This is a genomic window from Altererythrobacter xiamenensis, assembly GCF_900177715.1.
GTDB classification, from domain to species: domain Bacteria; phylum Pseudomonadota; class Alphaproteobacteria; order Sphingomonadales; family Sphingomonadaceae; genus Erythrobacter; species Erythrobacter xiamenensis.
In genome coordinates, this window is record NZ_FXWG01000002.1 from 671,047 (window position 1) to 692,506 (window position 21,460).

The 21,460-nt window shown below is 62.4% G+C and carries 23 protein-coding genes; 7 read left to right on the top strand and 16 right to left on the bottom strand.

What is annotated here, in order from left to right; translation table 11 throughout:
• Positions 1-537: 537 nt before the first annotated feature.
• From CCE89_RS08605 to CCE89_RS08620, 4 genes are all read right to left on the bottom strand, one after another.
• Positions 538-1,413, bottom strand: coding sequence for a hypothetical protein (locus CCE89_RS08605; RefSeq protein ID WP_200810313.1), 876 nt, complete (start codon positions 1,411-1,413; stop codon positions 538-540).
• A 122-nt stretch (positions 1,414-1,535) separates the two neighbouring features.
• On the bottom strand, positions 1,536-1,961 hold the full coding sequence (locus CCE89_RS08610) for a rhodanese-like domain-containing protein (RefSeq protein WP_234990007.1): 426 nt from the start codon (positions 1,959-1,961) through the stop codon (positions 1,536-1,538).
• Between the two features lie 40 nt (positions 1,962-2,001).
• Complete coding sequence (acnA, locus tag CCE89_RS08615; RefSeq protein WP_086437617.1) at positions 2,002-4,677, bottom strand: aconitate hydratase AcnA; 2,676 nt, start codon at positions 4,675-4,677, stop codon at positions 2,002-2,004.
• Positions 4,678-4,788: 111 nt separating this feature from the next.
• Entirely contained in the window at positions 4,789-5,682 is an 894-nt protein-coding gene (locus tag CCE89_RS08620; RefSeq protein WP_086437618.1) for a DMT family transporter, read from the bottom strand.
• 182 nt (positions 5,683-5,864) lie between these two features.
• Between CCE89_RS08620 and CCE89_RS08625 the strand changes: the two genes are divergently transcribed.
• On the top strand, positions 5,865-7,259 hold the full coding sequence (locus CCE89_RS08625) for a L,D-transpeptidase family protein (RefSeq protein ID WP_234990008.1): 1,395 nt from the start codon (positions 5,865-5,867) through the stop codon (positions 7,257-7,259).
• 3 nt (positions 7,260-7,262) lie between these two features.
• Here CCE89_RS08625 and CCE89_RS15130 read toward each other — a convergent pair whose 3' ends face one another.
• The 6 genes from CCE89_RS15130 to ispG form a co-directional block, all read right to left on the bottom strand.
• Positions 7,263-7,703: a hypothetical protein gene (locus CCE89_RS15130; RefSeq protein ID WP_143255996.1), complete on the bottom strand. Its 441-nt coding sequence runs from the start codon at positions 7,701-7,703 to the stop codon at positions 7,263-7,265.
• Between the two features lie 29 nt (positions 7,704-7,732).
• Complete coding sequence (locus tag CCE89_RS08630) at positions 7,733-8,434, bottom strand: murein L,D-transpeptidase catalytic domain-containing protein (RefSeq protein WP_086437620.1); 702 nt, start codon at positions 8,432-8,434, stop codon at positions 7,733-7,735.
• 83 nt (positions 8,435-8,517) lie between these two features.
• Positions 8,518-9,054, bottom strand: a complete 537-nt coding sequence (locus CCE89_RS08635; protein ID WP_234990009.1) for a retropepsin-like aspartic protease family protein — start codon at positions 9,052-9,054, stop codon at positions 8,518-8,520.
• 43 nt (positions 9,055-9,097) lie between these two features.
• Positions 9,098-9,994 (bottom strand): histone deacetylase family protein, encoded by an 897-nt coding sequence (locus CCE89_RS08640; RefSeq protein ID WP_086437621.1) that lies wholly within the window; start codon positions 9,992-9,994, stop codon positions 9,098-9,100.
• Positions 9,995-10,031: 37 nt separating this feature from the next.
• The gene (locus tag CCE89_RS08645; protein WP_086437622.1) at positions 10,032-10,577 is read right to left on the bottom strand and encodes an inorganic diphosphatase; all 546 of its coding nucleotides are present in this window, start codon (positions 10,575-10,577) and stop codon (positions 10,032-10,034) included.
• 64 nt (positions 10,578-10,641) lie between these two features.
• A complete protein-coding gene (ispG, locus tag CCE89_RS08650; protein ID WP_086437623.1) occupies positions 10,642-11,790 on the bottom strand; it encodes a flavodoxin-dependent (E)-4-hydroxy-3-methylbut-2-enyl-diphosphate synthase in 1,149 nt (382 codons plus the stop codon).
• Between the two features lie 70 nt (positions 11,791-11,860).
• Between ispG and CCE89_RS08655 the strand changes: the two genes are divergently transcribed.
• A complete protein-coding gene (locus CCE89_RS08655; protein WP_086437624.1) occupies positions 11,861-12,886 on the top strand; it encodes a CorA family divalent cation transporter in 1,026 nt (341 codons plus the stop codon).
• Between the two features lie 4 nt (positions 12,887-12,890).
• On the opposite strand, the gene CCE89_RS08660 is transcribed toward CCE89_RS08655, so the two are convergent.
• From CCE89_RS08660 to CCE89_RS08675, 4 genes are read right to left on the bottom strand one after another with little or no spacing between them, the layout of a single operon-like run.
• Complete coding sequence (locus CCE89_RS08660; protein ID WP_234990010.1) at positions 12,891-13,532, bottom strand: NrsF family protein; 642 nt, start codon at positions 13,530-13,532, stop codon at positions 12,891-12,893.
• Positions 13,533-13,534: 2 nt separating this feature from the next.
• Entirely contained in the window at positions 13,535-14,065 is a 531-nt protein-coding gene (locus tag CCE89_RS08665) for a sigma-70 family RNA polymerase sigma factor (RefSeq protein ID WP_086437626.1), read from the bottom strand.
• Positions 14,062-14,520: a DoxX family protein gene (locus CCE89_RS08670; RefSeq protein ID WP_086437627.1), complete on the bottom strand. Its 459-nt coding sequence runs from the start codon at positions 14,518-14,520 to the stop codon at positions 14,062-14,064. The genes CCE89_RS08665 and CCE89_RS08670 overlap by 4 nt, the downstream gene beginning before the upstream one ends.
• Before the next feature lie 31 nt (positions 14,521-14,551).
• Positions 14,552-14,836 (bottom strand): BufA1 family periplasmic bufferin-type metallophore, encoded by a 285-nt coding sequence (locus CCE89_RS08675; RefSeq protein ID WP_086437628.1) that lies wholly within the window; start codon positions 14,834-14,836, stop codon positions 14,552-14,554.
• A 207-nt stretch (positions 14,837-15,043) separates the two neighbouring features.
• Here CCE89_RS08675 and bufA2 point away from each other — a divergent pair, with 207 nt between their 5' ends.
• The 4 genes from bufA2 (at position 15,044) to CCE89_RS08695 (ending at position 18,030) form a co-directional block, all read left to right on the top strand.
• Positions 15,044-15,325, top strand: coding sequence for a BufA2 family periplasmic bufferin-type metallophore (bufA2, locus tag CCE89_RS08680; RefSeq protein WP_086437629.1), 282 nt, complete (start codon positions 15,044-15,046; stop codon positions 15,323-15,325).
• Positions 15,326-15,414: 89 nt separating this feature from the next.
• On the top strand, positions 15,415-16,266 hold the full coding sequence (bufB, locus tag CCE89_RS08685; RefSeq protein WP_086437630.1) for an MNIO family bufferin maturase: 852 nt from the start codon (positions 15,415-15,417) through the stop codon (positions 16,264-16,266).
• Positions 16,263-17,045: an HvfC/BufC N-terminal domain-containing protein gene (locus CCE89_RS08690; RefSeq protein ID WP_086437631.1), complete on the top strand. Its 783-nt coding sequence runs from the start codon at positions 16,263-16,265 to the stop codon at positions 17,043-17,045. Before bufB ends, CCE89_RS08690 begins: the two co-directional genes overlap by 4 nt.
• Positions 17,046-17,097: 52 nt before the next feature.
• Positions 17,098-18,030, top strand: coding sequence for an alpha/beta hydrolase (locus CCE89_RS08695; protein ID WP_086437632.1), 933 nt, complete (start codon positions 17,098-17,100; stop codon positions 18,028-18,030).
• Between the two features lie 7 nt (positions 18,031-18,037).
• Here the strand turns inward: CCE89_RS08695 and CCE89_RS08700 are convergent, their stop codons facing one another.
• Entirely contained in the window at positions 18,038-18,994 is a 957-nt protein-coding gene (locus CCE89_RS08700) for an SDR family NAD(P)-dependent oxidoreductase (protein WP_200810314.1), read from the bottom strand.
• A 90-nt stretch (positions 18,995-19,084) separates the two neighbouring features.
• Positions 19,085-20,251: a mechanosensitive ion channel gene (locus CCE89_RS08705; RefSeq protein WP_086437634.1), complete on the bottom strand. Its 1,167-nt coding sequence runs from the start codon at positions 20,249-20,251 to the stop codon at positions 19,085-19,087.
• Between the two features lie 135 nt (positions 20,252-20,386).
• Here CCE89_RS08705 and CCE89_RS08710 point away from each other — a divergent pair, with 135 nt between their 5' ends.
• Positions 20,387-21,454 (top strand): isoaspartyl peptidase/L-asparaginase family protein, encoded by a 1,068-nt coding sequence (locus CCE89_RS08710; RefSeq protein ID WP_086437635.1) that lies wholly within the window; start codon positions 20,387-20,389, stop codon positions 21,452-21,454.
• Positions 21,455-21,460 lie beyond the last annotated feature (6 nt).

A 21,460-nucleotide genomic window follows, 5' to 3' on the forward strand; every position in this document is an offset into this window, starting at 1 on the left:
GCTCACAGCCCAACTCGCCGCGACGGCTGCAGGCGTTGCCCTGCTGACCGGCGGCGCCGTGCGCGTGGCGGAAGACCCTGTTACGGACAGCCCGGTCTATGCCAGCGACATCAAGGGCGGCAAGCTGATCAAGGGGAAGATCGTTCCTCAGACGCCGCGCTATATCAAGCGCGAGCGGGAGATTCCCAAGCCGATCAAGCGCAAGCGCCGGATCGTCGAGCGGACGCTGGAATGCGCGCCCGTCGATGGCACCGAAGCGGCTGCCTCGTCGGCTGACGGCAAGGGCCGGATCGTCGAAACCTACACCGATCCGGCAGAATGCCCGCCGATCTACCGTGCCCGGATGATTCCGGCACCGCTTCCTGCATTGCCCCCGATCCAGGGTGGCGGCGGCGGTGGCGGCCCGATCGTGTATGGCGGCGGAGGCGGCTTCGGCGGTTTCGGCGGCGGCTTCTTCGGCGGCTTCTTCGGTGGTGGTTCAAGCGGCGGCGGCAGCGTTGTCGTCAGCTCGACCACGACCAGTTCGGGCGGTCAGGATCAGGGCCAGGATATCATCATCGATATCGACAATTCGACCTCGACGACCTCATCTTCGGGGCAGGTGTCGAGCACCAGTTCCTCGGGCGGTGTGACGAGCACCAGCTCCTCCGGCTCGATCACCAGTTCGACCGGTGAAGTATCGACCTCGACCACCAGCGGCAACATTTCCTCCTCGACCGGCGCTGTCAGCAGCTCCGGCGATGTCTCCAGCTCGACTGGCGCCGTTAGCAGTTCGGGCGATGTGTCGAGCTCGACCGGTACGGTCAGCTCATCGACCGGTGCGGTCAGCAGCTCGGGTAATGTCTCCAGCTCGACGGGAGCCGTCAGCTCGTCAACCGGTGCTGTCAGCTCCTCCACTGGCGGTGTCAGCTCCTCGACGGGCGCGGTCTCGAGCAGTTCTGGCAACGTGTCGAGCTCTTCCGGCAATGTGTCGAGTTCCTCGGGTAATGTCTCGAGCTCGAGTGGCAACGTTTCCAGTTCGTCGGGCAATGTCTCGACCTCGACCGGCGGCGTGACCAGTTCGAGCTCTTCCTCCTCGAGTTCATCTTCCTCGTCCAGCAGCTCGTCGAGCTCGTCTTCCTCGAGTTCGTCATCGGGCGGCATGTCGACCAGCGGCGGTAGCTCGGGCAACATGACAAGCAGCACCAGCTCCTCGTCGTCCAGCTCGTCCTCGTCGAGCAGCAGCTCGAGCTCCTCTTCGTCGACCTCGACTTCGACCTCTTCGAGCAGCTCTTCCAGCTCTTCGTCGAGCAGCAGCAGCAGCTCAAGCTCGTCCAGCACTTCCGGCGGCACCAGCAGCGGAACGGACGTTCCGGCACCGCCGATGACCATCTTGTTCGGTGCGGCAGCCGCGGCAATCCTCGGCCGTCGCAAGTTCAAGATCCGAAAGGGGGCATGAACCGCTCCCCTTGCGGAACTTCAAAACTGAAAGGGCGGTCACCTTCGGGTGTGCCGCCCTTTTTTCATGGAATGGTGAAGCGCCTTGCGCTCGCTACTCAGAAAACCGCGGGGCGCTTGATCGGTAGCCCCTTGTCGCGCCAGGCGTTAATCCCGCCGTCGAGATGCCTGACGCTCTTGCCGATGTGCTGGGCCAGCTTTTCTGCGGCGATACCGGATCGCCGGTCGGAGCGGCAATAAAGCACAGGCTCGCGCCCGTCGGACAGGTCGAGCTTCGTCGGCTCGAACTCATCGAGTGCGATGTGCTCCGCGCCCGGGATCATTCCTTCCGCCACCTCTTCATCGGTGCGGACGTCGATCAGGCGAACCTTGTTGCTCTTCGTGAGCTCTTCAAGCGCGGCAGGATCGATTTCCTCGACCTCGCCGAGTCCAGCGCTGGCGAGCTCAACGGGAGCCCATTTCGCCGGCTTTTCTTCAGAGTCTTCAGAAGTCTCCGCATCGGCACCGCAGGCTGCGAGGGCCATGGCCCCCGCGCCCGCGAGCACGATCTGCGATAGGCGTCGGTCAGGCCGCAGCGAGCTTCCTGAGGACGTAATGGAGAATGCCACCATTCTTGTAATACTCCATCTCGTTAGCCGTATCGATTCGGCATAGCGCGTTGAAGCTGAACGTAGCCCCATCGGCGCGCGAGACTTCGATTTCGACTTCCTGCGAAGGTTTCAGATCGGCCAGGCCCTTGATCGTGAAGGTATCGTCGCTCTTCAAACCCAGGGTCTCGCGGGTGTCGCCTTCCTTGAACTGCAGCGGAAGCACGCCCATGCCGACGAGATTCGAGCGGTGGATACGCTCGAAGCTTTCGACGATGACTGCGCGGACGCCCAGCAGGATGGTACCCTTGGCCGCCCAGTCGCGCGAAGAGCCGGTGCCGTATTCCTTGCCGCCGATGACGACGAGCGGCGTGCCGTCTTCCTTGTGCTTCATGGCGGCGTCGTAGATCGGCATCTGCTCGCCCTTGTAGGTGGTGTATCCACCTTCGACGCCGGGGACCATTTCGTTCTTGATGCGGATATTGGCGAAAGTGCCGCGCATCATGACTTCGTGGTTGCCGCGGCGCGAGCCGTAGGAGTTGAAGTCCGCCTTCGCGACCTGGTTGCCCATCAGGTATTCGCCTGCCGGGCTGTCTTCCTTGATCGCGCCGGCTGGCGAGATGTGGTCGGTGGTGACACTGTCGCCGAGGATGGCGAGCGGCTTGGCCTCGACGATGTCGGTGACCGGAGCCGGCGTCATGTCCATGCCCTCGAAATAGGGCGGGTTGGCGACATAGGTCGAACCCGGACGCCACTGGTAGGTGTCCGAAGCCTCGACCTTGATCGCCTGCCAGTGCTCGTCGCCCTTGTAGACGTCGGCATAGCGGCGCTCGAACATCTCACGATCGATATTGGCCGCACGGTGTTCGGCAACTTCCTGATTGGACGGCCACAGGTCGGCGAGCATCACGTCATTGCCGTCCTGGTCCTGACCGATCGGCGTGTCGGTGATATCCTCCGTCACCGTGCCCTTGAGCGCGTAAGCGACCACGAGCGGGGGTGAGGCGAGGAAGTTGGCGCGCACGTCAGGCGAGACGCGACCTTCGAAGTTGCGGTTGCCCGAAAGCACGCTGGCGGCAACGATGTTGTTGCCGTTGATCGCGTTGGAAATCGGCGGAGCGAGCGGGCCGGAATTGCCGATGCAGGTGGTGCAACCATAGCCAACAAGGTCGAAACCGATCGCATTGAGGTCTTCCTGCAGGCCCGATTTCACCAGATAGTCGGTCACAACCTGCGATCCGGGTGCGAGCGAGGTCTTGACCCAGGGCTTCGGCTTCAGGCCTTTTTCGACCGCTTTCTTGGCGACAAGGCCGGCGGCGATCAGCACATCCGGATTGGAGGTGTTGGTGCAGCTGGTGATCGCGGCGATCACGACGTCGCCATCACCGATATCGTGGTCCTTGCCCTCGACTGCGACACGCTCGGGGGCGCTCTTCTTGTAGACCGTCTTGAGGTCGGTGTTGAACAGCTCGTCCACCTCGGGAAGGATGACCTTGTCCTGCGGACGCTTGGGGCCCGCAAGGCTCGGTACGACGGCCGACATGTCGAGATCGAGCGTCTTGGTGAAGACCGGCTCATTGTCCGGCTCGAACCACATGCCCTGTTCCTTCGAATAGGCTTCGACGAGCGCGATCTGCTCTTCGCTGCGGCCCGTGAGGCGCAGGTATTCTATCGTCTTGTCGTCGACACCGAAGAAGCCGCAGGTCGCGCCGTATTCGGGTGCCATGTTGGCGATGGTGGCGCGGTCGGCGAGGCTGAGGTTGGACACGCCCGGACCGTAGAACTCGACGAAACGGCCGACCACGCCGACTTCGCGCAGCATCTGCACGCAGGTCAGCACGAGGTCGGTGGCAGTGACGCCTTCAGCCAGCTTGCCGGTCAGCTTGAAGCCGACGACTTCGGGGATGAGCATCGAGATCGGCTGGCCGAGCATGGCGGCTTCGGCTTCGATCCCGCCAACGCCCCAGCCCAGAACGCCGAGGCCGTTGATCATGGTGGTGTGGCTGTCGGTGCCGACGCAGGTGTCGGGATAGGCGACGGCGGCGCCGTCCGGGTCTTCGCTCGACCACACGCCCTTGCCGATGTGTTCGAGGTTCACCTGGTGGCAGATGCCGGTGCCCGGAGGCACGGCAGAGAAGTTCTGGAAGCTCTTCGAGCCCCATTTGAGGAAGTCATAGCGCTCGGCATTGCGCTGATATTCGAGCTCGACGTTCTTCTCGAAAGCCTTGGGGTGGCCGAACTCGTCGACCATGACCGAGTGGTCGATCACGAGGTTCACGGGAACCTGCGGATTGATCTTCGCGGTATCGCCGCCGAGCTTCGCGATTGCATCGCGCATCGCGGCAAGATCGACAACGCAGGGCACGCCGGTGAAGTCCTGCAGCAGGACGCGGGCCGGGCGATACTGGATTTCCTTGCCGGTCTTCGGATCCTTCTGCCAGTCGGCGATCGCCTGAATGTCGTCGGTCGACACGGTGAAACCGTCGTCCTCGAACCGCAGCATGTTTTCCAGCAGCACCTTGAGCGAGATCGGCAGGCGCGAAATGTCGCCGATTTTCTCGGACGCCTTGGCGAAGGAGTAATAGGCGTAGTCCTTGCCGTTGACGTTGAGGGTGGAACGGGTAGCGAGCGTGTCCTTGCCGACCTGGGTCATAGAGGCGCGTTTCCTTTCATGATTTGTCTACATCGCCCGGGGAGGAAAGCGGGAAATGCATATGCCGCGGCACCTGCTCTCTTGCGCGCTCTCCGTCAAGGGCGCGGAGGCCTAGATTGCGGTCTGTTCGGGCTTTGCGGGCGCTTTTTGGCGACGCGTCGCGATCCAGCATCCCACTACGATGAGCACTGCCCCTAAAACGGTGCTCGGCGTGACCCGTTCCCCGAAGGCGATCCAGCCGAAAAATGCCGCCCACAGGAAACCGGTATATTCGATCGGAACGAGGACCTGCGCCTCGGCGCGGGCATAGGCCCAGGAGAGGAACAGCGCGGCGCCGACCGCCAGCGCTGCGCCGGCGGTGATGTCCATCCACGCGGCCTGATCGGGCATGACCAGCAGGAACGGTGCGCCTGCCAGCAGGGTGAGCGCGACGATGCCGTTCTGGAAGGTGCTGACCTCGCTCGGGCGGGCAACCAGCGCCTGCTGGCGTTGCAGGATGAGGTTCCAGGCATAGAGCAGCGCCGACAACAGCAGCGCGATAAGGCCGACGGTCGCCTCCTCGTCCATCCGTTCGCGTCCGATCTTCCCTCCCACGATGACGACCACTCCGGCGAGGCCGAGAATCGCCGCGATGATCGCCTTGCGCTCGATCGTTTCGCCCAGAAGGACGGCGGCGAGGTAGAGCGCAAACACTGGGGCGATGAAGGATAGCGCGATCGCTTCGGCCAGCGGCAGCCGGGTGAGCGCGAAGAAGAAAGTCCAGCCCATGAAGGCGACCACCACGCCGCGCAGCAGGTGGATACGCATGACGCGCGCTGAGGGGAAAGTGCGGGCGCGATACCACCAGAACGGTGCGATCATCACGAACCCGACAAGGCATCGCAGGAAATAGGCGCTGTAGGCCCCGATGCTGAGCGCGGCGCTCTTCATCACGGCGTCCATCGCCGAAAACAGCGCGATTCCTGCAATGGTCGCAAGGACCGGCTTGATCGGATTATCCTGCATGCTCGCCCTGACTCATAAGGGCACGCACTGGCTGCGTCATCAAGGCGGTTTGCAAAAAGCGGCAGGAATTCAGCCGGGCGAAAGCCGTCATGCTTGATAGGCGCAGGGGCAAGGCTGTATATGCCGGGGTCTGGAGACCAGCCCGATAATGGTCGGAAAGAAACAGGAAAGATATCAGTACGATGCGCAGTTCGGTGGGTAAATGGATGGTAAGCGCCGCGGCCGTTTCGGTTGCTTGCACGGCATGGGCGCAGGAAGCGCAGCCGGAAAGCCTGCTGCCCGAGGACGATACGATAGAAGCGCAGGCAGACCCTGAAAGCTTCGACGAGGCCTTTCCCAAGATGGTCTCCGACCCGCTGGTGCAGGGCAATCTCGATGCCGAGCCTGCCCCGCTGGTCGTGCCCTGGTCGGTGGCGAATGCAGAAGCGCTGCTTCAGGTGATCGAGGGCATCGGCGCCGAAGGCCTCAATCCGAGCGATTACGATGGCCAGGCGCTGAGCACCGCCATCGCATCCGGTCCCTCAAGCGAACTCGACGAGATCGCTTCGAAGAATTTCGTCTGGCTGGTCGAGGATCTGCGCGACGGACGCACTCCGATGGATGCGCGCAAGCAGTGGTTCGTGGTCGATCCCGACCGCGACCGCTTCCGTACATCGGATCTGCTTGCCAAGGCAGTCGAGAGTGGTGACATCGCCGGCACCCTCGAGCAGCTTCACCCGACGCATCCCGATTACGGGCATCTGAAAGAAGCGCTCGCCGAGACACCCGAGTCCGACACCAGGACGCGCAAGCTGATCCGCGCCAACATGGATCGCTGGCGCTGGCTCGCGCGCGACCTCGGCAAGCAATATCTGATCACGAACGTGCCCGAATATCAGCTGCGCCTGACGGTGAACGACAAGATCATTTCGACCTATCGCACCATCGTCGGCAAACCGGGACGCACCGCGACCCCGCAGCTCGCCGAAAAAGTAGAGGGCGTGGTTTTCAACCCGACCTGGACCGTCCCGCAGTCGATCGTGAAGGGTGAAGGGCTGGGCGCGAAAGTGCTCAACAATCCGGCCTGGGCGCGCCGCGCCGGCTACAAGGCGACCAAGGGTGCCAATGGCTGGATCTCCGTGGTTCAGCAGCCGGGACCGGGCAACTCGCTTGGCCAGATGAAGCTGGAGATGCCCAATCGTCATGCGATTTTCTTCCACGACACCCCGTCGCGTCACCTGTTCAACAATGATGATCGCGCTCTGAGCCATGGGTGCATCCGAACCGAGCGCGCGCTCGAGCTTGCCATCACCATGGCGATTCTGGGCAAGGGTGCTTCGAAGGAAGAGGCGGTAGAGATCGCGACTTCGGGTGAGTACACGCTGGTCCCGATCGAGCGGGAAATGCCCGCCTACATCACCTATTTCACCATGGCGACCGACATCAATGGCGAGCTGTCCACCTTCAAGGATATCTATGATCGCGATGCGCCGGTGCTCGCCAGTCTCGACGCTCCACGCGTGAACAACCGCGCGCAGGAGACGGACGAAGAGGTGATCGTGATCGAGAACGATCCGCGCGCAATCGGCGCGGACTGAGGGCTAATTCTCTTCCTTGCCCGGTAGGCTGGCAGGTTGACCCAGACAATGTTCGAAATGCTCAAGCTCACTGGCGCGAACTGCTCTTCCGGCGGGGCCGTACAATCGGGCTTCCAGTCGTCCGGATTCCTGCCAGAAGTCTAAACGAGTTTTGCGTACCGCGTTGGATACGAACTGAACTCTCCTTGCTTCTCCTTCGCTAGTCACTTGACGGAATTTCAGCGGAACATTTCGACTTTGAAAGCCGAGCCCGGAAGCACGAATTTCGTCAACGCAGAGGTAAAAATCCCAAGTCGATCGACTTGATGATCCGAGATACTTCAGTTCAAGATTCTCGATTGAAGGTGCTAAGTACATCCTGACATCGTCTCGGAAAAGCAGGAACCCGATTTTACCTGCCAAAGCAGCGAACAGCCACATTGGTTTAATAGCTAAGAAAGCCAATGTGGCGTTTCCCGTTCTGCGAGCTTCGATCAGTACGAGCCCGGATTGTAACGCTGCATGTCGCTGGGCCGATCCGGCTGTAGCAGCGTCAGCTCGCCTTCGGGAACTCCGGTGCCGTCCTCGCTCCAGCCGAGGCTATCGGCATAGAGCAACCGCCCGCCGGACAGATTCATCAGCGCCACGCGGAACTGTTCTTCGCCCAAGGCAAAGCATCCGTTGGAGCGGCCGAGGCGGCCCCAGCGCTCGATATGCGAAGGTTCCGCATATTGAGCGCGGTGCATCACGATGTAACGCTGAAGTGCGTTGGAATTGGTACTGTCGAGCCCGCCGAGGCGCACCGAAGTGCCGTAGCGGCCCTGATACCATTCCCAGGTCACGTAGGCTCCGCGGCTGGTCGCGTTGGAGCCTTCACGATTGGAATAGTGGTTGAGCCAGCCGTCGTGTTCCGGGTCGGAGCCGGTGCCGTGACTGACGTGGTAGCTCTGCACCTCTTCGCGGTCGAGATTGACGAAGTGGAAGCGGCGCTCGGCCGAATGCACGCCGAAATCGGCGATGCCCACAATATCGCGTTTCCAGATGACGTCGCCCGCGCGATCGAGCTCTCGCTTGGCCAGCTTGAACAGCGCGCGGTCGCGCTTCGTTCCGGCCTTGGGGATAGCAAAGACCCGGGCCGGAAGCGCAAGGGCCGCGCCGCCCACGATGCCGCTCTTGAGGATGTCACGCCGCTTCATATCGCAAACCTATATAGCGTAGCTTTTCGCTCAGGTGAATGGGGCAAGCCTGCGGATGTTCCCGTATTGCCCCGAGCCAGCCCCTAGCGCTCGAGGACCATTTCATCGCCTCGGATATGGACATTTTCGATCGTGCCGAGGAATGACTGGCCCAGCAGCGATATGTCGAGCCCTTCCGGCACGACGATCGCAGAAAGACCGCGCGCTTCGAACCCGCCCAGTTCGACCTGTTCGAGCGTCACGTGGACGCCATAGACGGTTCCGCTCGCCCCGCGCGCCACGGGCTGAACATCTTCATCGGACCAGTAGAGGCCGATAGCTTCGGCATCCTCGCCGGTCAGAGCGATGGTGCTTGCGCCGGTATCGACCATGAAACGGGTCGAAACGTCGTTCACATAGGCGTCGGCATAGAAATGTCCGTCCCCTTGCCGCGGAAGCGAGGTCCCCCAGCCATCATAGGTCGTCACATTGGCGCTCTGCGTAGCCCACGGATTTTGCGAGGTTTGTTGGCTCGGCACGTCTCCGGCGGCAGCGAGCGCATCAAGCTCCTCGCCGCGCGGCGTGAAGGCGAGCACGGCAAGGAAGATCATGCCGACTGCAAGAAGCGTCTTTCCCAACATGGCACGAGCCTAGCAGGCCGGGTTTAAGGCTTCTTAAAGCTTCTCAAAGCGCAGCCTGAGCGGCGGGGTTCCAGCGCATGTTCTCTTCCGCCATCGCCAGCATCGAACGGGCATGCCGTTCGCCGACAGCGCCTTGATCGTCGCCATAGCCGCCGCCGAGAGCCGAGGCGATCGGCAGGCCGCGGCGCCGCGCCTCCGACACGACATAGCGATCGCGCGCCCTGAGCCCCTCGTCGGTCAGATCGAGCCGCCCGAGCTTGTCATCGCCATGCGGATCGACACCTGCCTGATAGAGCACCAGGTCGGGCTCGAAATCGGCCATGATGTCAGGCAGATGGCGGGTCAGCGCCTCCATATAGCCATCGTCGTTCATCCCGTCGGGCAGGTTCACGTCGAGGCTCGAACGCGCCTTCCTTACCGGGAAATTCTTTTCCGCATGGAGTGAGAGCGTGAAGATGTCCGCGCGCCCTGCGGTGAGGCTGGCGGTGCCGTCGCCCTGATGCACATCGCAGTCGACGATCAGGATGCGGCGCGCGTCGCCTTCTGCGATCAGGCGATTGGCTGCGACGGCAAGGTCGTTGAAGACGCAATAGCCTGCGCCGGTATCATGCAGCGCGTGATGGCTCCCGGCGGCCGAGTTCGCGGCATAGCCATGCTGCTTCGCCAATTGCGCGGCGAGCCATGTCCCGCCGTTGGTGTGCCGCACGCGGCTGGCGATATGCGGCGTGACCGGAAAGCCGATCCGGCGCTCTTTCTCGCGCGGAACCTCGGCGCGGAAAACTTCATCGACATAGGTGGGGCAATGCACCGCCTCCAGCCATTCTCTCGGCATGGGATCGGGCGCGTGCTCGGTAATCGGCGCGCCGCTTGCCCGGAGCGCCTCCATGACGAGGAAATATTTGTCGAATTTGAACGTCCCGCGCTCCGGGCGCGGCGCCATGTAATCGGCATGATGGACGACGTGGAGCACCGCTGGTCTAGCCGTTCAAGTCCTGCTTGGCCGCGATCGCCTTGTCGGCCAGTTCGGCGGCTTCCTGCTCGTCGCCCGGATCGAGGATGTTGATCTTGCGATCGATCAGGCGGTTGTAGACCTCGAAGAACACGCCGAGTTCCCACATCATCGTGGGGCGTAGCTGGTCGAGCCGTTCGATCTCTCCGAATGTCTGGCTGAGCGGCGGAACGCCGACCAGACGGTCGTTGCGAACCATCTCGCCATCCTCCTCCTGCTCCATCCGCAGGATCGCCACCGGCCGCACCCCGACGAGCGTTCCCGAGGGCAAGGGGCCACCGGTGAGCACCATGACATCGAGCGCGTCGCCATCCTCGGCCATCGTCGCGGGGATGAAGCCGAAGTTTGCAGGAAAGGTCAGACCTTCGGGCAGTTCGATCGCCCAGCGGAAGATGCCCAGCTTCTTGTCGAGGTCGATCTTGTGGGTGTTGCCCTTGGGGCATTCGATGAATGCATGAAGCAGCCCCTCGTCGTCTCGCGCGGGGAGACGGGCGAGGTGTTCGGCATCGATCATAAAGTGAGGCTCCGCATGGTGGTTTGTATGGCCAATCTACGGAGTGGGGGTGCAAGCGTTCCGGCTATTCCGCCGCTTCAGCTTCCGCCGCGTGCGGATCGAAGGCGGTCGCTTCGCCGGCCTCGATCCTCGCTGCCTTTTCCTCGACCAGCTTCACGATGTGGTCGAGCATGTCGTCCGATTGCACATGGTGATCGGTCACGCCCGACAGATATACCATATGTTTGCCCTGACCGCCGCCGGTAATCCCGATATCGGTCTCGCGCGCTTCGCCGGGGCCGTTGACGACGCAACCGAGCACCGAAAGGCTCATCGGTGTCTTGATGTGTTCGAGCCGCTTTTCGAGCGTTTCGACGGTCCGGATCACGTCGAACCCCTGGCGCGAACAGCTCGGGCAGGAAACGACGCGAACGCCGCGGGTGCGCAGGCCGAGCGACTTGAGGATCTCGTAGCCGACCTTCACTTCCTGCTCAGGCTCTGCCGAGAGCGAGACGCGGATCGTGTCGCCGATCCCCGCCCACAGCAGCGAACCGATGCCGATTGAACTCTTCACAGTGCCGCCGATAAGCCCGCCAGCCTCGGTAATGCCGAGATGGAGCGGGCAATCGACCGCGTCGGCAAGCCCGTGATAGGCTGCGACAGCGAGGAAGACGTCGGACGCCTTCACCGCGACCTTGTAGTCGTGGAAATCGTGATCCTGCAGCAGCTTGATATGATCGAGCGCGCTTTCGATCAGCGCTTCGGGGCAAGGCTCGCCGTATTTTTCGAGCAGGTCTTTCTCGAGGCTGCCAGCGTTCACGCCGATACGGATCGCGCAGCCATTCGCCTTCGCGGCGCGGACCACCTCGGCGACGCGCTGGTCACTTCCGATATTGCCGGGATTGATGCGCAGACAGGCCGCGCCGGCATCGGCAGCTTCGAGAGCGCGCTTGTAGTGGAAATGGATATCGGCGACGATCGGTACGCGCGCCGCCCTGGTGATCTTGGCGAAGGCGGCGCTTGCCTCGACCGTGGGGACCGAGACGCGAATGATGTCCGCCCCTGCATCCTCGCAGCGGCGAATCTGATCGATGGTGGCGACCGCATCCTCGGTCGGCGTATTGGTCATGGTCTGCACGGTAATCGGCGCATCGCCGCCCACCGGGACATCGCCGACCATGATCTGGCGGCTCTTGCGACGTTCGATGTCGCGCCAAGGTCTGACTGAAGACATGGCCGTCCATATAGTCGTGCCTGTGTGAAGGGGCAATGACAGGCCGCATGCTTTGCGGCATGAGAGCGAAATGGACGACGACCTCGAAGAACAGCAGGTGGACCAGCCGGGCGATTGCATAGACGGCACGCCGATGATTTTCGGGCGTGTGCTCGATGGCAAGGGCGCCGGACGGCCGATCGATTGGGATCACGTGCGCGAATGGCAGCCGACCAAAGAGGGCGAGGTGCTTTGGGTCCACCTGTGCCGCAACCAGCCCGGCGTCGAGGAATGGCTTGAGAAGCTCGAGATACCGGAACCCACGCGCGAACTGTTGGTCAGCGATCGCACACGGCCGCGCGCCTTTCGCGAAGGCAATACCTTGGTCGCCACGCTGAGGGGGATCAACTTCAACCCCGGTGCCGAACCGGAAGACATGCTCTCGATGCAGCTTTGGTGCGATGGCAAGCGGCTGGTCACGCTGCGCCGTATGCCGCTCCAGACGCCGCGTCACGTTCTCAAGATGATCGACCGTCGCGAAGCTGGCCCGAACGATTGCGGCGCGATCATAACAGAACTCACCGAGGCGATGATCACGCGGATGAACCGCTCGATTGTCGACATGAACGAACATATCGATACGCTGGAAGATCGCGATGCGGACGACGATGCGGAAGAGGCTCTCGAACGGATCGCCACCATCAGGCGCAATTGCCTTGGATTGAAGAGGCACATGGGGCCGATGCACGAGGCATTGGAGGCGATCAGCCGCTACGCGCCCGGCTGGTTCGAAGATCACGACCGGCGCGAGATCGCGGAATCGATCGACCGGCTGCGGCGCTATCTCGAAGATCTCGACATCAGCAAGGAAAGCGCGGTTGTCCTGATGGACGACATCCGGGGCAGGGCGATCGCCCGCAATGAACGCACCAACTACCTGCTTACGATTGTCGCCGCGATCTTCCTGCCGCTGGGCTTCCTGACAGGTCTGCTCGGCATCAATGTCGGCGGCGTTCCGGGCATGGACAATCCGCAAGCCTTCTGGATCGTGGTCGTGCTGTGCTGCGCGATCCTGTTCGCACTGGTCGCGCTGTTCTGGCGCTGGAAGTGGTTCTAATCGCCTACCAGCGGATCAGGTGCGGCACGATCAGTCGCCCTGCGATCGCTGCAGCGGCGACCGGTACGACATGCCAGATGCCGAGATGCGTCACGGTGTCGAGCGGGCACGACAGACCGTAAGCGACCGCCCCCAGCGCCCCTGCGGCGAGCCCGGTATACCAGCCCGCCAGTGCGGCTGAAACGGGCGCTCCCCGACGCAGCCATATGACCAGCGCAGCCCCGGCCAAAAGCGACGAAGCCATCGCGCTCGTCACGCAGTGAAAGGCATAGGGATCGACCAGGCTGGCGCTTTCGTCTGCGTGGGGCAGGACACTCACCAGTGCCGCGACGGGCAATACGCCGGTCATGGCGGACGCCCATTTCGGCGATTCATTACGCCCGCCGACCCGTGGGCTCGACATGGCGATCACCGCGACCGCGCTGGCAATGCCGAGTACCAGCAGGAGGCCGTTCGCCACCCAGAAGAAAGGCGCGGCTTCACCGGCGAGGATTCCGCGCCACAACCCTTCGACGAACTCGACCGCGAGCACGGTCACAAGGGCGGCAAGGCCGACCATAAGGGCACCACGCATGGGGTTGAAGGGCCGCACGGGGGCGAGCTCCTCCGTCATCTGCGCGATCATTGCTTCCCGATTGGTGTTCATTGTCATTCTGCTTTCTCGATGAGCGCGGACAGCTTCTTCAGCCCGCGATGAATGTTCACTTTGACGAGGCTTTCGCTCTGGCCTGTGCGCTCGGATGCTTCGCGGATCGAGTGGCCTTCGATCTTGACCAGTTCGATGACCTCGGCCTGCTTTTCCGGCAGGTGGATGAAAAGGCGTTCGAGGCTGACGCGCGCTTCGACCACGTCCTCCTCGCTGTCCTCGATTGCGTCACTGTCTTCGAGGAGATCGGCCTCGTGCTTGTAGACCTTGCGCAGGTGATCAACCCAGCGATAGCGCGCGATGGCGGCCAGCCATGGGAGGAAGGGGCGCGAAGGATCGTAACTGCTGCGCTTGTTGTGCAGCGCGAGCAGAACGTCCTGCACGAGATCGTCGAGATGGTGCGGCGGCACGCGCCGACGGAAATAGCGCTCGAGCCACATGCCCGCTTCGGACAGCAGCACATTATAGGCGGGTTTATCGCCTTTCTGCGCTGCTGCCATCAGGCGGGCGAGGGTGGCTTCTTCGGCAATCATCTGCCGCGCGCCCGGTCGATGAGGGCATCTGCTGAGACCATGCCGCCGCCGCGCGCGATCAGCATGGCTGCCAGCGCGACCCAGATGATGTGCACGCTCCACCAGGCCTCGGGATAGACGAAGACCTGGATCACCAGCGTCATGATGAGCAGCGAAAGCGCGGCGAAACGCGTCGCGAGGCCCACCACCAGCAGGACGGGGAAGAAGAACTCGGTATAGGCCGCCATGGGTGCTGCAAGATCGGCGGGCAGGGGCACGCCGGAATATTCGCTCTCGAACAGGAAATAGGTCGTGTCGGACAGCGTGAACCAGCTGCCTTCCTCGACCTTCGTCGTGTACGAGCGCCAGAATATCCCGGCGAGCGCCACGCGGGTGACGAGCAGCGCGAGGCTTTCGAACACGGGGCCCGAAAGCCAGTCCGTCAGCCGGTCATAGTGCGAAATCACGCTGCTCATAGTCACCTCATGCCATGTTTGCGTGCAGCGATCAGCGCTTGATCGGCTTTAGCGAACCATTGCCCTTGGGCGTCTTGATATCCTCGCAGGTGCCTTTCTTGACGAGCTTCCAGGCGTTGCCCTGGTAATCGCGCGTCGAGGTGCCGGCGCAACTGGTGCCGGGACCGGCGGCGCAATCGTTCTTGCCCGCCTTGGCGACGCCATAGCATTTTTCCATGGGCGTCTTCTGGGCGGCTGCGGGGGTGGTTGCGAGGCCGGCCGCAATACCTGCGGTGAGGGTCAGGCCGGCAAGGTTGGCAATCGAGCGTGCGTTCATGGGTTCTCTCCAGATTGGGGGTAGCTCGGGATGATTGGATCATTGCGGGTCCCGACCGAGGCCGGAACTGCTCACTGGTTCGGCGAGGGCTTCGATCGGTTACAGCACCGATCAGTTTTTTGATTTCCAGTTGAAGTGTAACCGTAAGCTGCGCGGCGGCGAATACCTCCATGCCCCCCGGGCAAACCGTTCCATTTGGAGGACTGCATGAATACCCAGAAAACCACTTTCGCAGCGCTTGCCGGCGCGATGGCACTGTCTTCGGTCGCCGCATTCGCAGCCGAGCCGCCCGCAGGCAGCAAGGGCCGCGCGATCAATGGCGAAGACACCGTCCATTGCTACGGCGTGCACAGTTGCAAGGGGCAGTCGGACTGCTCGACCAGCGAACACGCCTGCAAGGGCCAGAACGAGTGCAAGGGTCATGGCTTCAAGGCCATGAAGGCCGGTGAATGCCTTACCGCAGGCGGCACGATCGGCGATCTCGGCTAAAGCCGGGATACTGTGGTGACCCAGCGCGCGTTTCCCCAACGTCTCTGACCCCCCGCGCCGGGTCATCCTTTGCTCGTCAGGACCCTATTATGGATGAAATCGTTCCATTCGGCGGCTTCGGCCTCGGCCTAAGGCGGACGCATTATGCCGATTTCCTCGAAAGCGAGGTGCCGGTCGATTTCGTCGAGGTCATCAGCGAGAATTACATGGTCGATGGGGGAAGGGCGCTGCGCATCCTCGACGAGGTGCGCGAGAAGCATCCGGTCATCCTCCACGGCGTGTCGATGTCGATCGGGTCGGCGCATGGGCTCGACACCGAATATCTCGACAGGCTGAAGAAGTTGGAGCGCCGCATCGATCCGCTTTGGATTTCGGACCATCTGTGCTGGACTCGGACGAGCGCGCACAACAGCCACGACCTGCTACCGCTGCCGCTCACCGGCGAGGCGCTGGATGTCGTGTGCGGGAATATCGAGCGCGCGCAGGATCACCTCGGGCGCGCCATGCTGTTCGAAAATCCGTCGAGCTATCTGACCTTCCCGCAGGACGAGATGGCCGAGTGGGAGTTTCTGACCGAAATGACGCGGCGGACCGGCTGCTATCTGCTGCTCGACGTCAACAACATCCATGTCAGCGCGCAAAACCACGGTTTCAGCGCCCGCGACTATCTCGCCGGCCTGCCGCTTGATCGCGTGCGCCAGATCCACCTCGCCGGGCACACGCCTGCCGAAGGCGCGGACGGGATCACCATCGACACGCATGACCGCGAAGTGTGCGATGCAGTCTGGGCGCTCTATGCCGAGGCGATGGCGCGGCTTACGCAGCCGGTAGCGACCATGATCGAGCGCGACGATAAAATCCCGCCGCTTCCCGAATTGCTCGGCGAACTCGACCGAGCGCGCGCATTTGCGGCGCGCCGAACAGAGGCGGTCCTCGCATGACGCTCGCCGAGATGCAGGCCGCCTTCATGGCGCAGGTGCTCGATGACGAAGTGCAGGCTCCGGCAGACTGGGGCGAACGGCATGCACGAGGCATGGGCGTCTATCGCAACAATTACCGATCCTCGCTGGTGGAGGCCTTGCTCGAGACGTACCAGCGCACGGCGCGCTGGGTAGGCGAGGATGCCTTTCGCCGCGCCGCCGCGCATCACCTCATCGCCAATCCTCCGTCGAGCTGGACAATCGATGCTGCAGGGCGCGGCTTCGACCGGACCTGCGCTGAACTGTTCGCCAACGATCCCGAGGTGGAAGAACTGGCCTGGCTCGAATGGGCGATGTTCGACATGTTTTCCGCGCCCGACAGCGCTTCGCTCGATGCTGCAGGTTTTGCGAAGGCCACGGCCGGATTTGTCGAAGACGACTGGGGTGCGATGCGTCTCACTGTCCAGCCCGGATCGGTTGCGCGCGAATTGAACCACGACCTGAGCGCGATCTGGAACGCTCCTGAAGGCAAAGGACAACACCGCGCGACCATCACGCTCGACCAAGCGGCAGGTTGCCTCGTCTGGCGCGAAGGCGAGCGCCCCACTTTCCTGATGGTCGACGCCGAGGAAGCGCGCGCCTTCCAGGCCATGGCAAGCGGCATGAGTTATGGCGAGTGCTGCATGATGCTCGCCGGACAAAAGCCGTCGCCCGAACAGGCACAGGATGCCGCGATGCGTGCCGGGGCAATGCTCGGGAGATGGCTAAACGAAGGGTTGGTTGCCGCTTTGCGCGCTTGACACGTGTCGCCCCACGTCGGACGTTCCCGTCGATTGGGAGAAGGATGCCGCGATGACGAGCGAGAATAACAATATCCATGTCCGGCGGGTCAAACCGAGCCTGCCGATGCGCCTCGGATCATGGCTCGTCACGAAACAGCCCAAGGTATTTCCCGAGGATGGCCCCGGCGTGCGCGCCGCGATGGAAAGCCGCGACCCGCCTCAAGACGCGCCTTTACCGGAAAGCATCGCCAAGAAACTGCGGGTCGAACGCTCTACCGCGAATGGCCATGACTGCGTGACGCTCCATCCCAAGACCGGGCCGGGCGCGCAGCATATCATCTATTTCCACGGCGGCGGGTTCGTCATCCCGATGATGGAACCGCATTGGCCGCTCGTCGCCAAGCTGGTCGAAACGACCGGGGCGAGCCTGACCGTTCCACTTTATCCCGTCGTGCCCGAGGCGAGCCATACCGAGGCGGATGCGCTCGCCGACACGATTTTCGAACGGCTTTCGGCCGAATGGAAGCCCGAAGACATTATCCTGTGCGGGGACAGCGCGGGCGGCCACATGGCGCTTTCGCTGGCGCTGCGGCTCGCGGCGAAAGACGGGCCGCAGGCGGGCAAGCTGGTGCTCTTCGCCCCATGGCTCGACCTGACGCTGGCCGATCCGGCGATCCGTGACGTGGAGCCCAATGATATCATGCTGCGGATCGACGCGCTGCGCGCAATGGGCGAGATGTGGGCAGGTGACCGCGATCCGGCGAGCCCCGAATGCAGCCCTTTGCGCGCTGATGTGAAAGGCCTCCCGCCGACCGCGATCTTCCAGGGCCAGCATGATCTTTTCGTGATCGACGCGCGGACGTTTGCCGCGCGCCTTCGTGAGGCAGGCATTCCGGTGGAGCTTTACGAATACGGCGGCGCGCCGCACGTCTATATGGCGCTCACCTTCACCGGCGAGGCGAAAGACACCTTCCGCCTGTTCGACCGCTTCATCAAGCGGTGAGCCTTGCTCAGGCGGAGAAAGTCTCGCCTGTCATCTGCTCGCTGAGTGCCCAGAGCCGGTCGGCATTGCCCTTGTCGACCGCATAGCTGCGCACGCCGCCCGAGGGGTTTTCGTCGTCGACTTCGGCGACATGGCAATCCTCGCAATAGATCCCGCCGCGCCCTTCAAGCTCGTCGGCGGTGGCGGCCCAGACCTGCGTTGCAGCGCCCTGAGGGATGGTCTTGAAGGTCATGCCACCCGAACCCGCATTCGACTCCATCCGCTTGCGCAGATTGGCGATGTCCTCTTCGCTCAAATGGCGCCCGAGGTTCGTCTGGATGCCGCCGGGGTGAACCGCATAGGCGTGCACGCCCTTGTCTGAAAAACGATCTTCCAGCCCGACGGAGAACAACACGTTGGCGGTTTTCGCCTGACCGTAGCTGTTCCACTTGTCATATTCGCGGTTATCGAAATTGGGATCGTCAAAGTGGACCTGATCGATATGATGGCCGCGGCTCGACAGATTGACGATGCGCTTGTCCTCGCCCTTTTCGATCAGCGGCATGAGGCCCTTGGTCAGCACGAAATGACCGAGATGGTTGGTGCCGAACTGGCGCTCGAAACCGTCCGCCGTCGTGTCCTGCGGGCAGGCCATGACGCCGGCATTGTTGAGCAGGATGTCGATCTTCTGGAAGCGCTCATTTGCGGTCTTGCCTGCAGCTCGCACGCTGTCGAGCGAGGCGAGATCGACCAAGAAGGTCTCGATCGCGTTGTTGCCGGTCTCGCTCTTGATTTCGGCGGCTGCCTCGTCGAGCTTGGCCTGGTCACGCCCCGCGATCACGACATGCGCGCCCTTGGCCGCCATCGCCCGTGCGCTCTCGCGTCCGAGGCCCGAATTGCCGCCGGTGATGAATACCGTCTTGCCGGTCAGGTCCTTGCCTTCGAGCACCTCGTCTGTCGTGCTCTCGAATCCGAAATCGCTCATCAGGCTCTCCTCTTTCCCGCAAAATGAAAGGGCGCGATAGCATGACTACCGCGCCCCGTCACATGGCCTTTATGGCCGGTCTTTATCGCGTCATTGACGCGGCTTCTTGTCGATTTCTTCGAGCTTGCGTGCGGCCCATTCGCGCCCGCCGAGGCCGAAGGCGAGGGCGAATGCCACGCTGAGGCCCACGATGATCGCGGTGAAGGCGGTCTCGGTGATGATATCGCCGACGCCGGTGTAGCTCAGACCCATGAAGGTGAAGAGCACGATGGTCGCCCATTTGACGATCGAACCGGCTGCGGAGCCGCCATCTGTTCCGGCGACTACGCGCTGCAGCATGTTGGCGATAAGGAAGCCGACGCCGATCACGACTGCGCCGAAGATCACCCTGCCGCCGAGTTCAAGCACCTCGTTGAGGATCGCGGTGAGTTCGGGGAAGCCGAGCAGCCGGGTCGCAGCAATCGCGGCGGCCAGCATAATCGCGACCTGTGCGATGCGTGCAATCACGTCTGAGGCACTGATGCCTTCCGGCAGAAGGCCGATAGCCCCTACCGAACGATCGAAGCCGAGCCCGGGCAGAACTTCCTTGACGATCTGAACCACGAACCGGCTGATCAGATAGCCGATACCCAGCAGGATCGCTGCTGCGATGATGTTCGGAATGGCATCGAAAATCATCCGCAGCATGTCACTCGCCGGGTCCGAAATGGACTCGATGCTGAGCTGCTCGAGCGCCGCGATAGCAACCGGAATTGCGATGAGGACATAAACGATCGTGCCGATCGTCTTGCTGATCGCCGAATTGCCCGTGACGCTGTCGACGCCGCCGCGATTGGCCCATTTATCGAAATCGACCGTTTCGAGCGCGGTGACGACTATGTCGCGGGCGATCCGTGCGACCATCATGCCGATGAAGAAGATCAGGCCCGCACCGACGAGGTTGGGAATGAAATCGACCACGTTTTCGAGCAGGCTATCGATCGGACCGGATACGCCGCCGAGGCCGAGAATGTTGAGAATGACCAGCAAGCCGAAGAGCCAGATCAAAAGGCTGACGATCTTGCCCAGCGATTCCCCCAGAGAGGCTCCACTACTGGAGCCGCGCTTGAAGAACTCCACATTGTCGACGAGTTTGGCGAATGCCCATTTCGCCGCCTTCGCCGCAGCCCAGGTTATGAGCAGAGCGACAAGCGCAAGGCCGATCTTTTCCGCCAGTTCGACGGCCAGTTGCTGATCGAAGCGATATTTCCAGTCCATATCGTATTCTCCCTGTTCTTGCGCTCAAAGGTAACATGCCAGGCCACTTTCCCGAAATCGCGCCTTGTAAACAGTGGAAAAATCGGCCTGTGCGATTGTCTTGCAGCCGAGTAATTGCGTGCTAGGACTTCGCTCATGAAAGCTCTTTTCCGCCTCGTCGCCGGCCTCGTCTTTATCGCCACTTCTCCGGTTCTTGCCGAAGATGAAGCCCCCAACTGGTCGATCGCCATTCACGGCGGTGCGGGCACCATGTCGCGTGAGGCAATGACCGAGGAGAAGCGCGCGGAATACGAGGCTGTGCTGCAGTCGGCGCTCGATGCGGGGGCCAAGGTTCTGGCGGACGGCGGCAGCGCGATGGATGCGGTGACCACCGCGATCCTGATCATGGAGGATGACCCGAAGTTCAACGCAGGGAAGGGCGCGGTCTATACCTGGGACGGAGAGAACGAGCTCGACGCGTCAATCATGGACGGGCGCGACCTCAGTGCGGGTGCGGTCACCGGCGTCACCTCGATCAAGAACCCGATCTTGCTGGCAGACAAGGTGCGCACGCATGGCCGCCATGTTTTCCTGAGCGGCGAAGGGGCGGAGGTTTTCGCGCGCGAACAGGGCATCGAAACGGTCGATCCGAGCTATTTCGAGACCGAGGCGCGGCGCCAGTCGCTCGAACGGATGAAGGCGCAGGAACTTTCGGCGCTCGACGTCGATCTCAAGTTCGGGACCGTCGGAGCCGTGGCGCGCGACAGCGAGGGAAATCTCGCCGCGGGCACGTCGACCGGCGGCATGACCGGAAAGCGCTGGGGCCGGATCGGCGATGCGCCGGTGATCGGTGCGGGCACCTATGCCGACAATCGCAGCTGCGCGGTTTCCGCCACCGGCTGGGGCGAGTACTTCATCCGCGTCGGTGTGGCGAAGGAGATTTGTGCGCGACTTCGCATGATTGAAACCGAGGCCTTCGCCTCAATGTTGGCTGCGACGGACAAGCCGACTCGTGTTGAAATCGATGATCAATTGCAGGCCGAGCTACAGCAACGAGTAACAGACGCCGTTATGGCAGAAGTCGCCGAATTGGGAGGTGATGGAGGCGTAATTGTCGTCACGCCCGAAGGTCATGCGCTTTTCAGCTTCAACACAGCCGGAATGTATCGCGGCCGCGCCAACAGCGATGGGCTGAACGAGGTCGCGATCTTCGCAGACGAGTAGGTTGGC

Coding starts and splice junctions, on each gene's coding strand:
- CCE89_RS08610 (WP_234990007.1), bottom strand. CDS start 1,961: ATGGCCCTCGCAGCCTGCGGTGCCGATGCGGAGACTTCTGAAGACTCT.
- acnA (WP_086437617.1), bottom strand. CDS start 4,677: ATGACCCAGGTCGGCAAGGACACGCTCGCTACCCGTTCCACCCTCAAC.
- CCE89_RS08620 (WP_086437618.1), bottom strand. CDS start 5,682: ATGCAGGATAATCCGATCAAGCCGGTCCTTGCGACCATTGCAGGAATC.
- CCE89_RS08625 (WP_234990008.1), top strand. CDS start 5,865: ATGCGCAGTTCGGTGGGTAAATGGATGGTAAGCGCCGCGGCCGTTTCG.
- CCE89_RS08630 (WP_086437620.1), bottom strand. CDS start 8,434: ATGAAGCGGCGTGACATCCTCAAGAGCGGCATCGTGGGCGGCGCGGCC.
- CCE89_RS08635 (WP_234990009.1), bottom strand. CDS start 9,054: ATGTTGGGAAAGACGCTTCTTGCAGTCGGCATGATCTTCCTTGCCGTG.
- CCE89_RS08640 (WP_086437621.1), bottom strand. CDS start 9,994: ATGGCGCCGCGCCCGGAGCGCGGGACGTTCAAATTCGACAAATATTTC.
- CCE89_RS08645 (WP_086437622.1), bottom strand. CDS start 10,577: ATGATCGATGCCGAACACCTCGCCCGTCTCCCCGCGCGAGACGACGAG.
- ispG (WP_086437623.1), bottom strand. CDS start 11,790: ATGTCTTCAGTCAGACCTTGGCGCGACATCGAACGTCGCAAGAGCCGC.
- CCE89_RS08655 (WP_086437624.1), top strand. CDS start 11,861: ATGGACGACGACCTCGAAGAACAGCAGGTGGACCAGCCGGGCGATTGC.
- CCE89_RS08660 (WP_234990010.1), bottom strand. CDS start 13,532: ATGAACACCAATCGGGAAGCAATGATCGCGCAGATGACGGAGGAGCTC.
- CCE89_RS08665 (WP_086437626.1), bottom strand. CDS start 14,065: ATGATTGCCGAAGAAGCCACCCTCGCCCGCCTGATGGCAGCAGCGCAG.
- CCE89_RS08670 (WP_086437627.1), bottom strand. CDS start 14,520: ATGAGCAGCGTGATTTCGCACTATGACCGGCTGACGGACTGGCTTTCG.
- CCE89_RS08675 (WP_086437628.1), bottom strand. CDS start 14,836: ATGAACGCACGCTCGATTGCCAACCTTGCCGGCCTGACCCTCACCGCA.
- bufA2 (WP_086437629.1), top strand. CDS start 15,044: ATGAATACCCAGAAAACCACTTTCGCAGCGCTTGCCGGCGCGATGGCA.
- bufB (WP_086437630.1), top strand. CDS start 15,415: ATGGATGAAATCGTTCCATTCGGCGGCTTCGGCCTCGGCCTAAGGCGG.
- CCE89_RS08690 (WP_086437631.1), top strand. CDS start 16,263: ATGACGCTCGCCGAGATGCAGGCCGCCTTCATGGCGCAGGTGCTCGAT.
- CCE89_RS08695 (WP_086437632.1), top strand. CDS start 17,098: ATGACGAGCGAGAATAACAATATCCATGTCCGGCGGGTCAAACCGAGC.
- CCE89_RS08700 (WP_200810314.1), bottom strand. CDS start 18,994: ATGAGCGATTTCGGATTCGAGAGCACGACAGACGAGGTGCTCGAAGGC.
- CCE89_RS08705 (WP_086437634.1), bottom strand. CDS start 20,251: ATGGACTGGAAATATCGCTTCGATCAGCAACTGGCCGTCGAACTGGCG.
- CCE89_RS08710 (WP_086437635.1), top strand. CDS start 20,387: ATGAAAGCTCTTTTCCGCCTCGTCGCCGGCCTCGTCTTTATCGCCACT.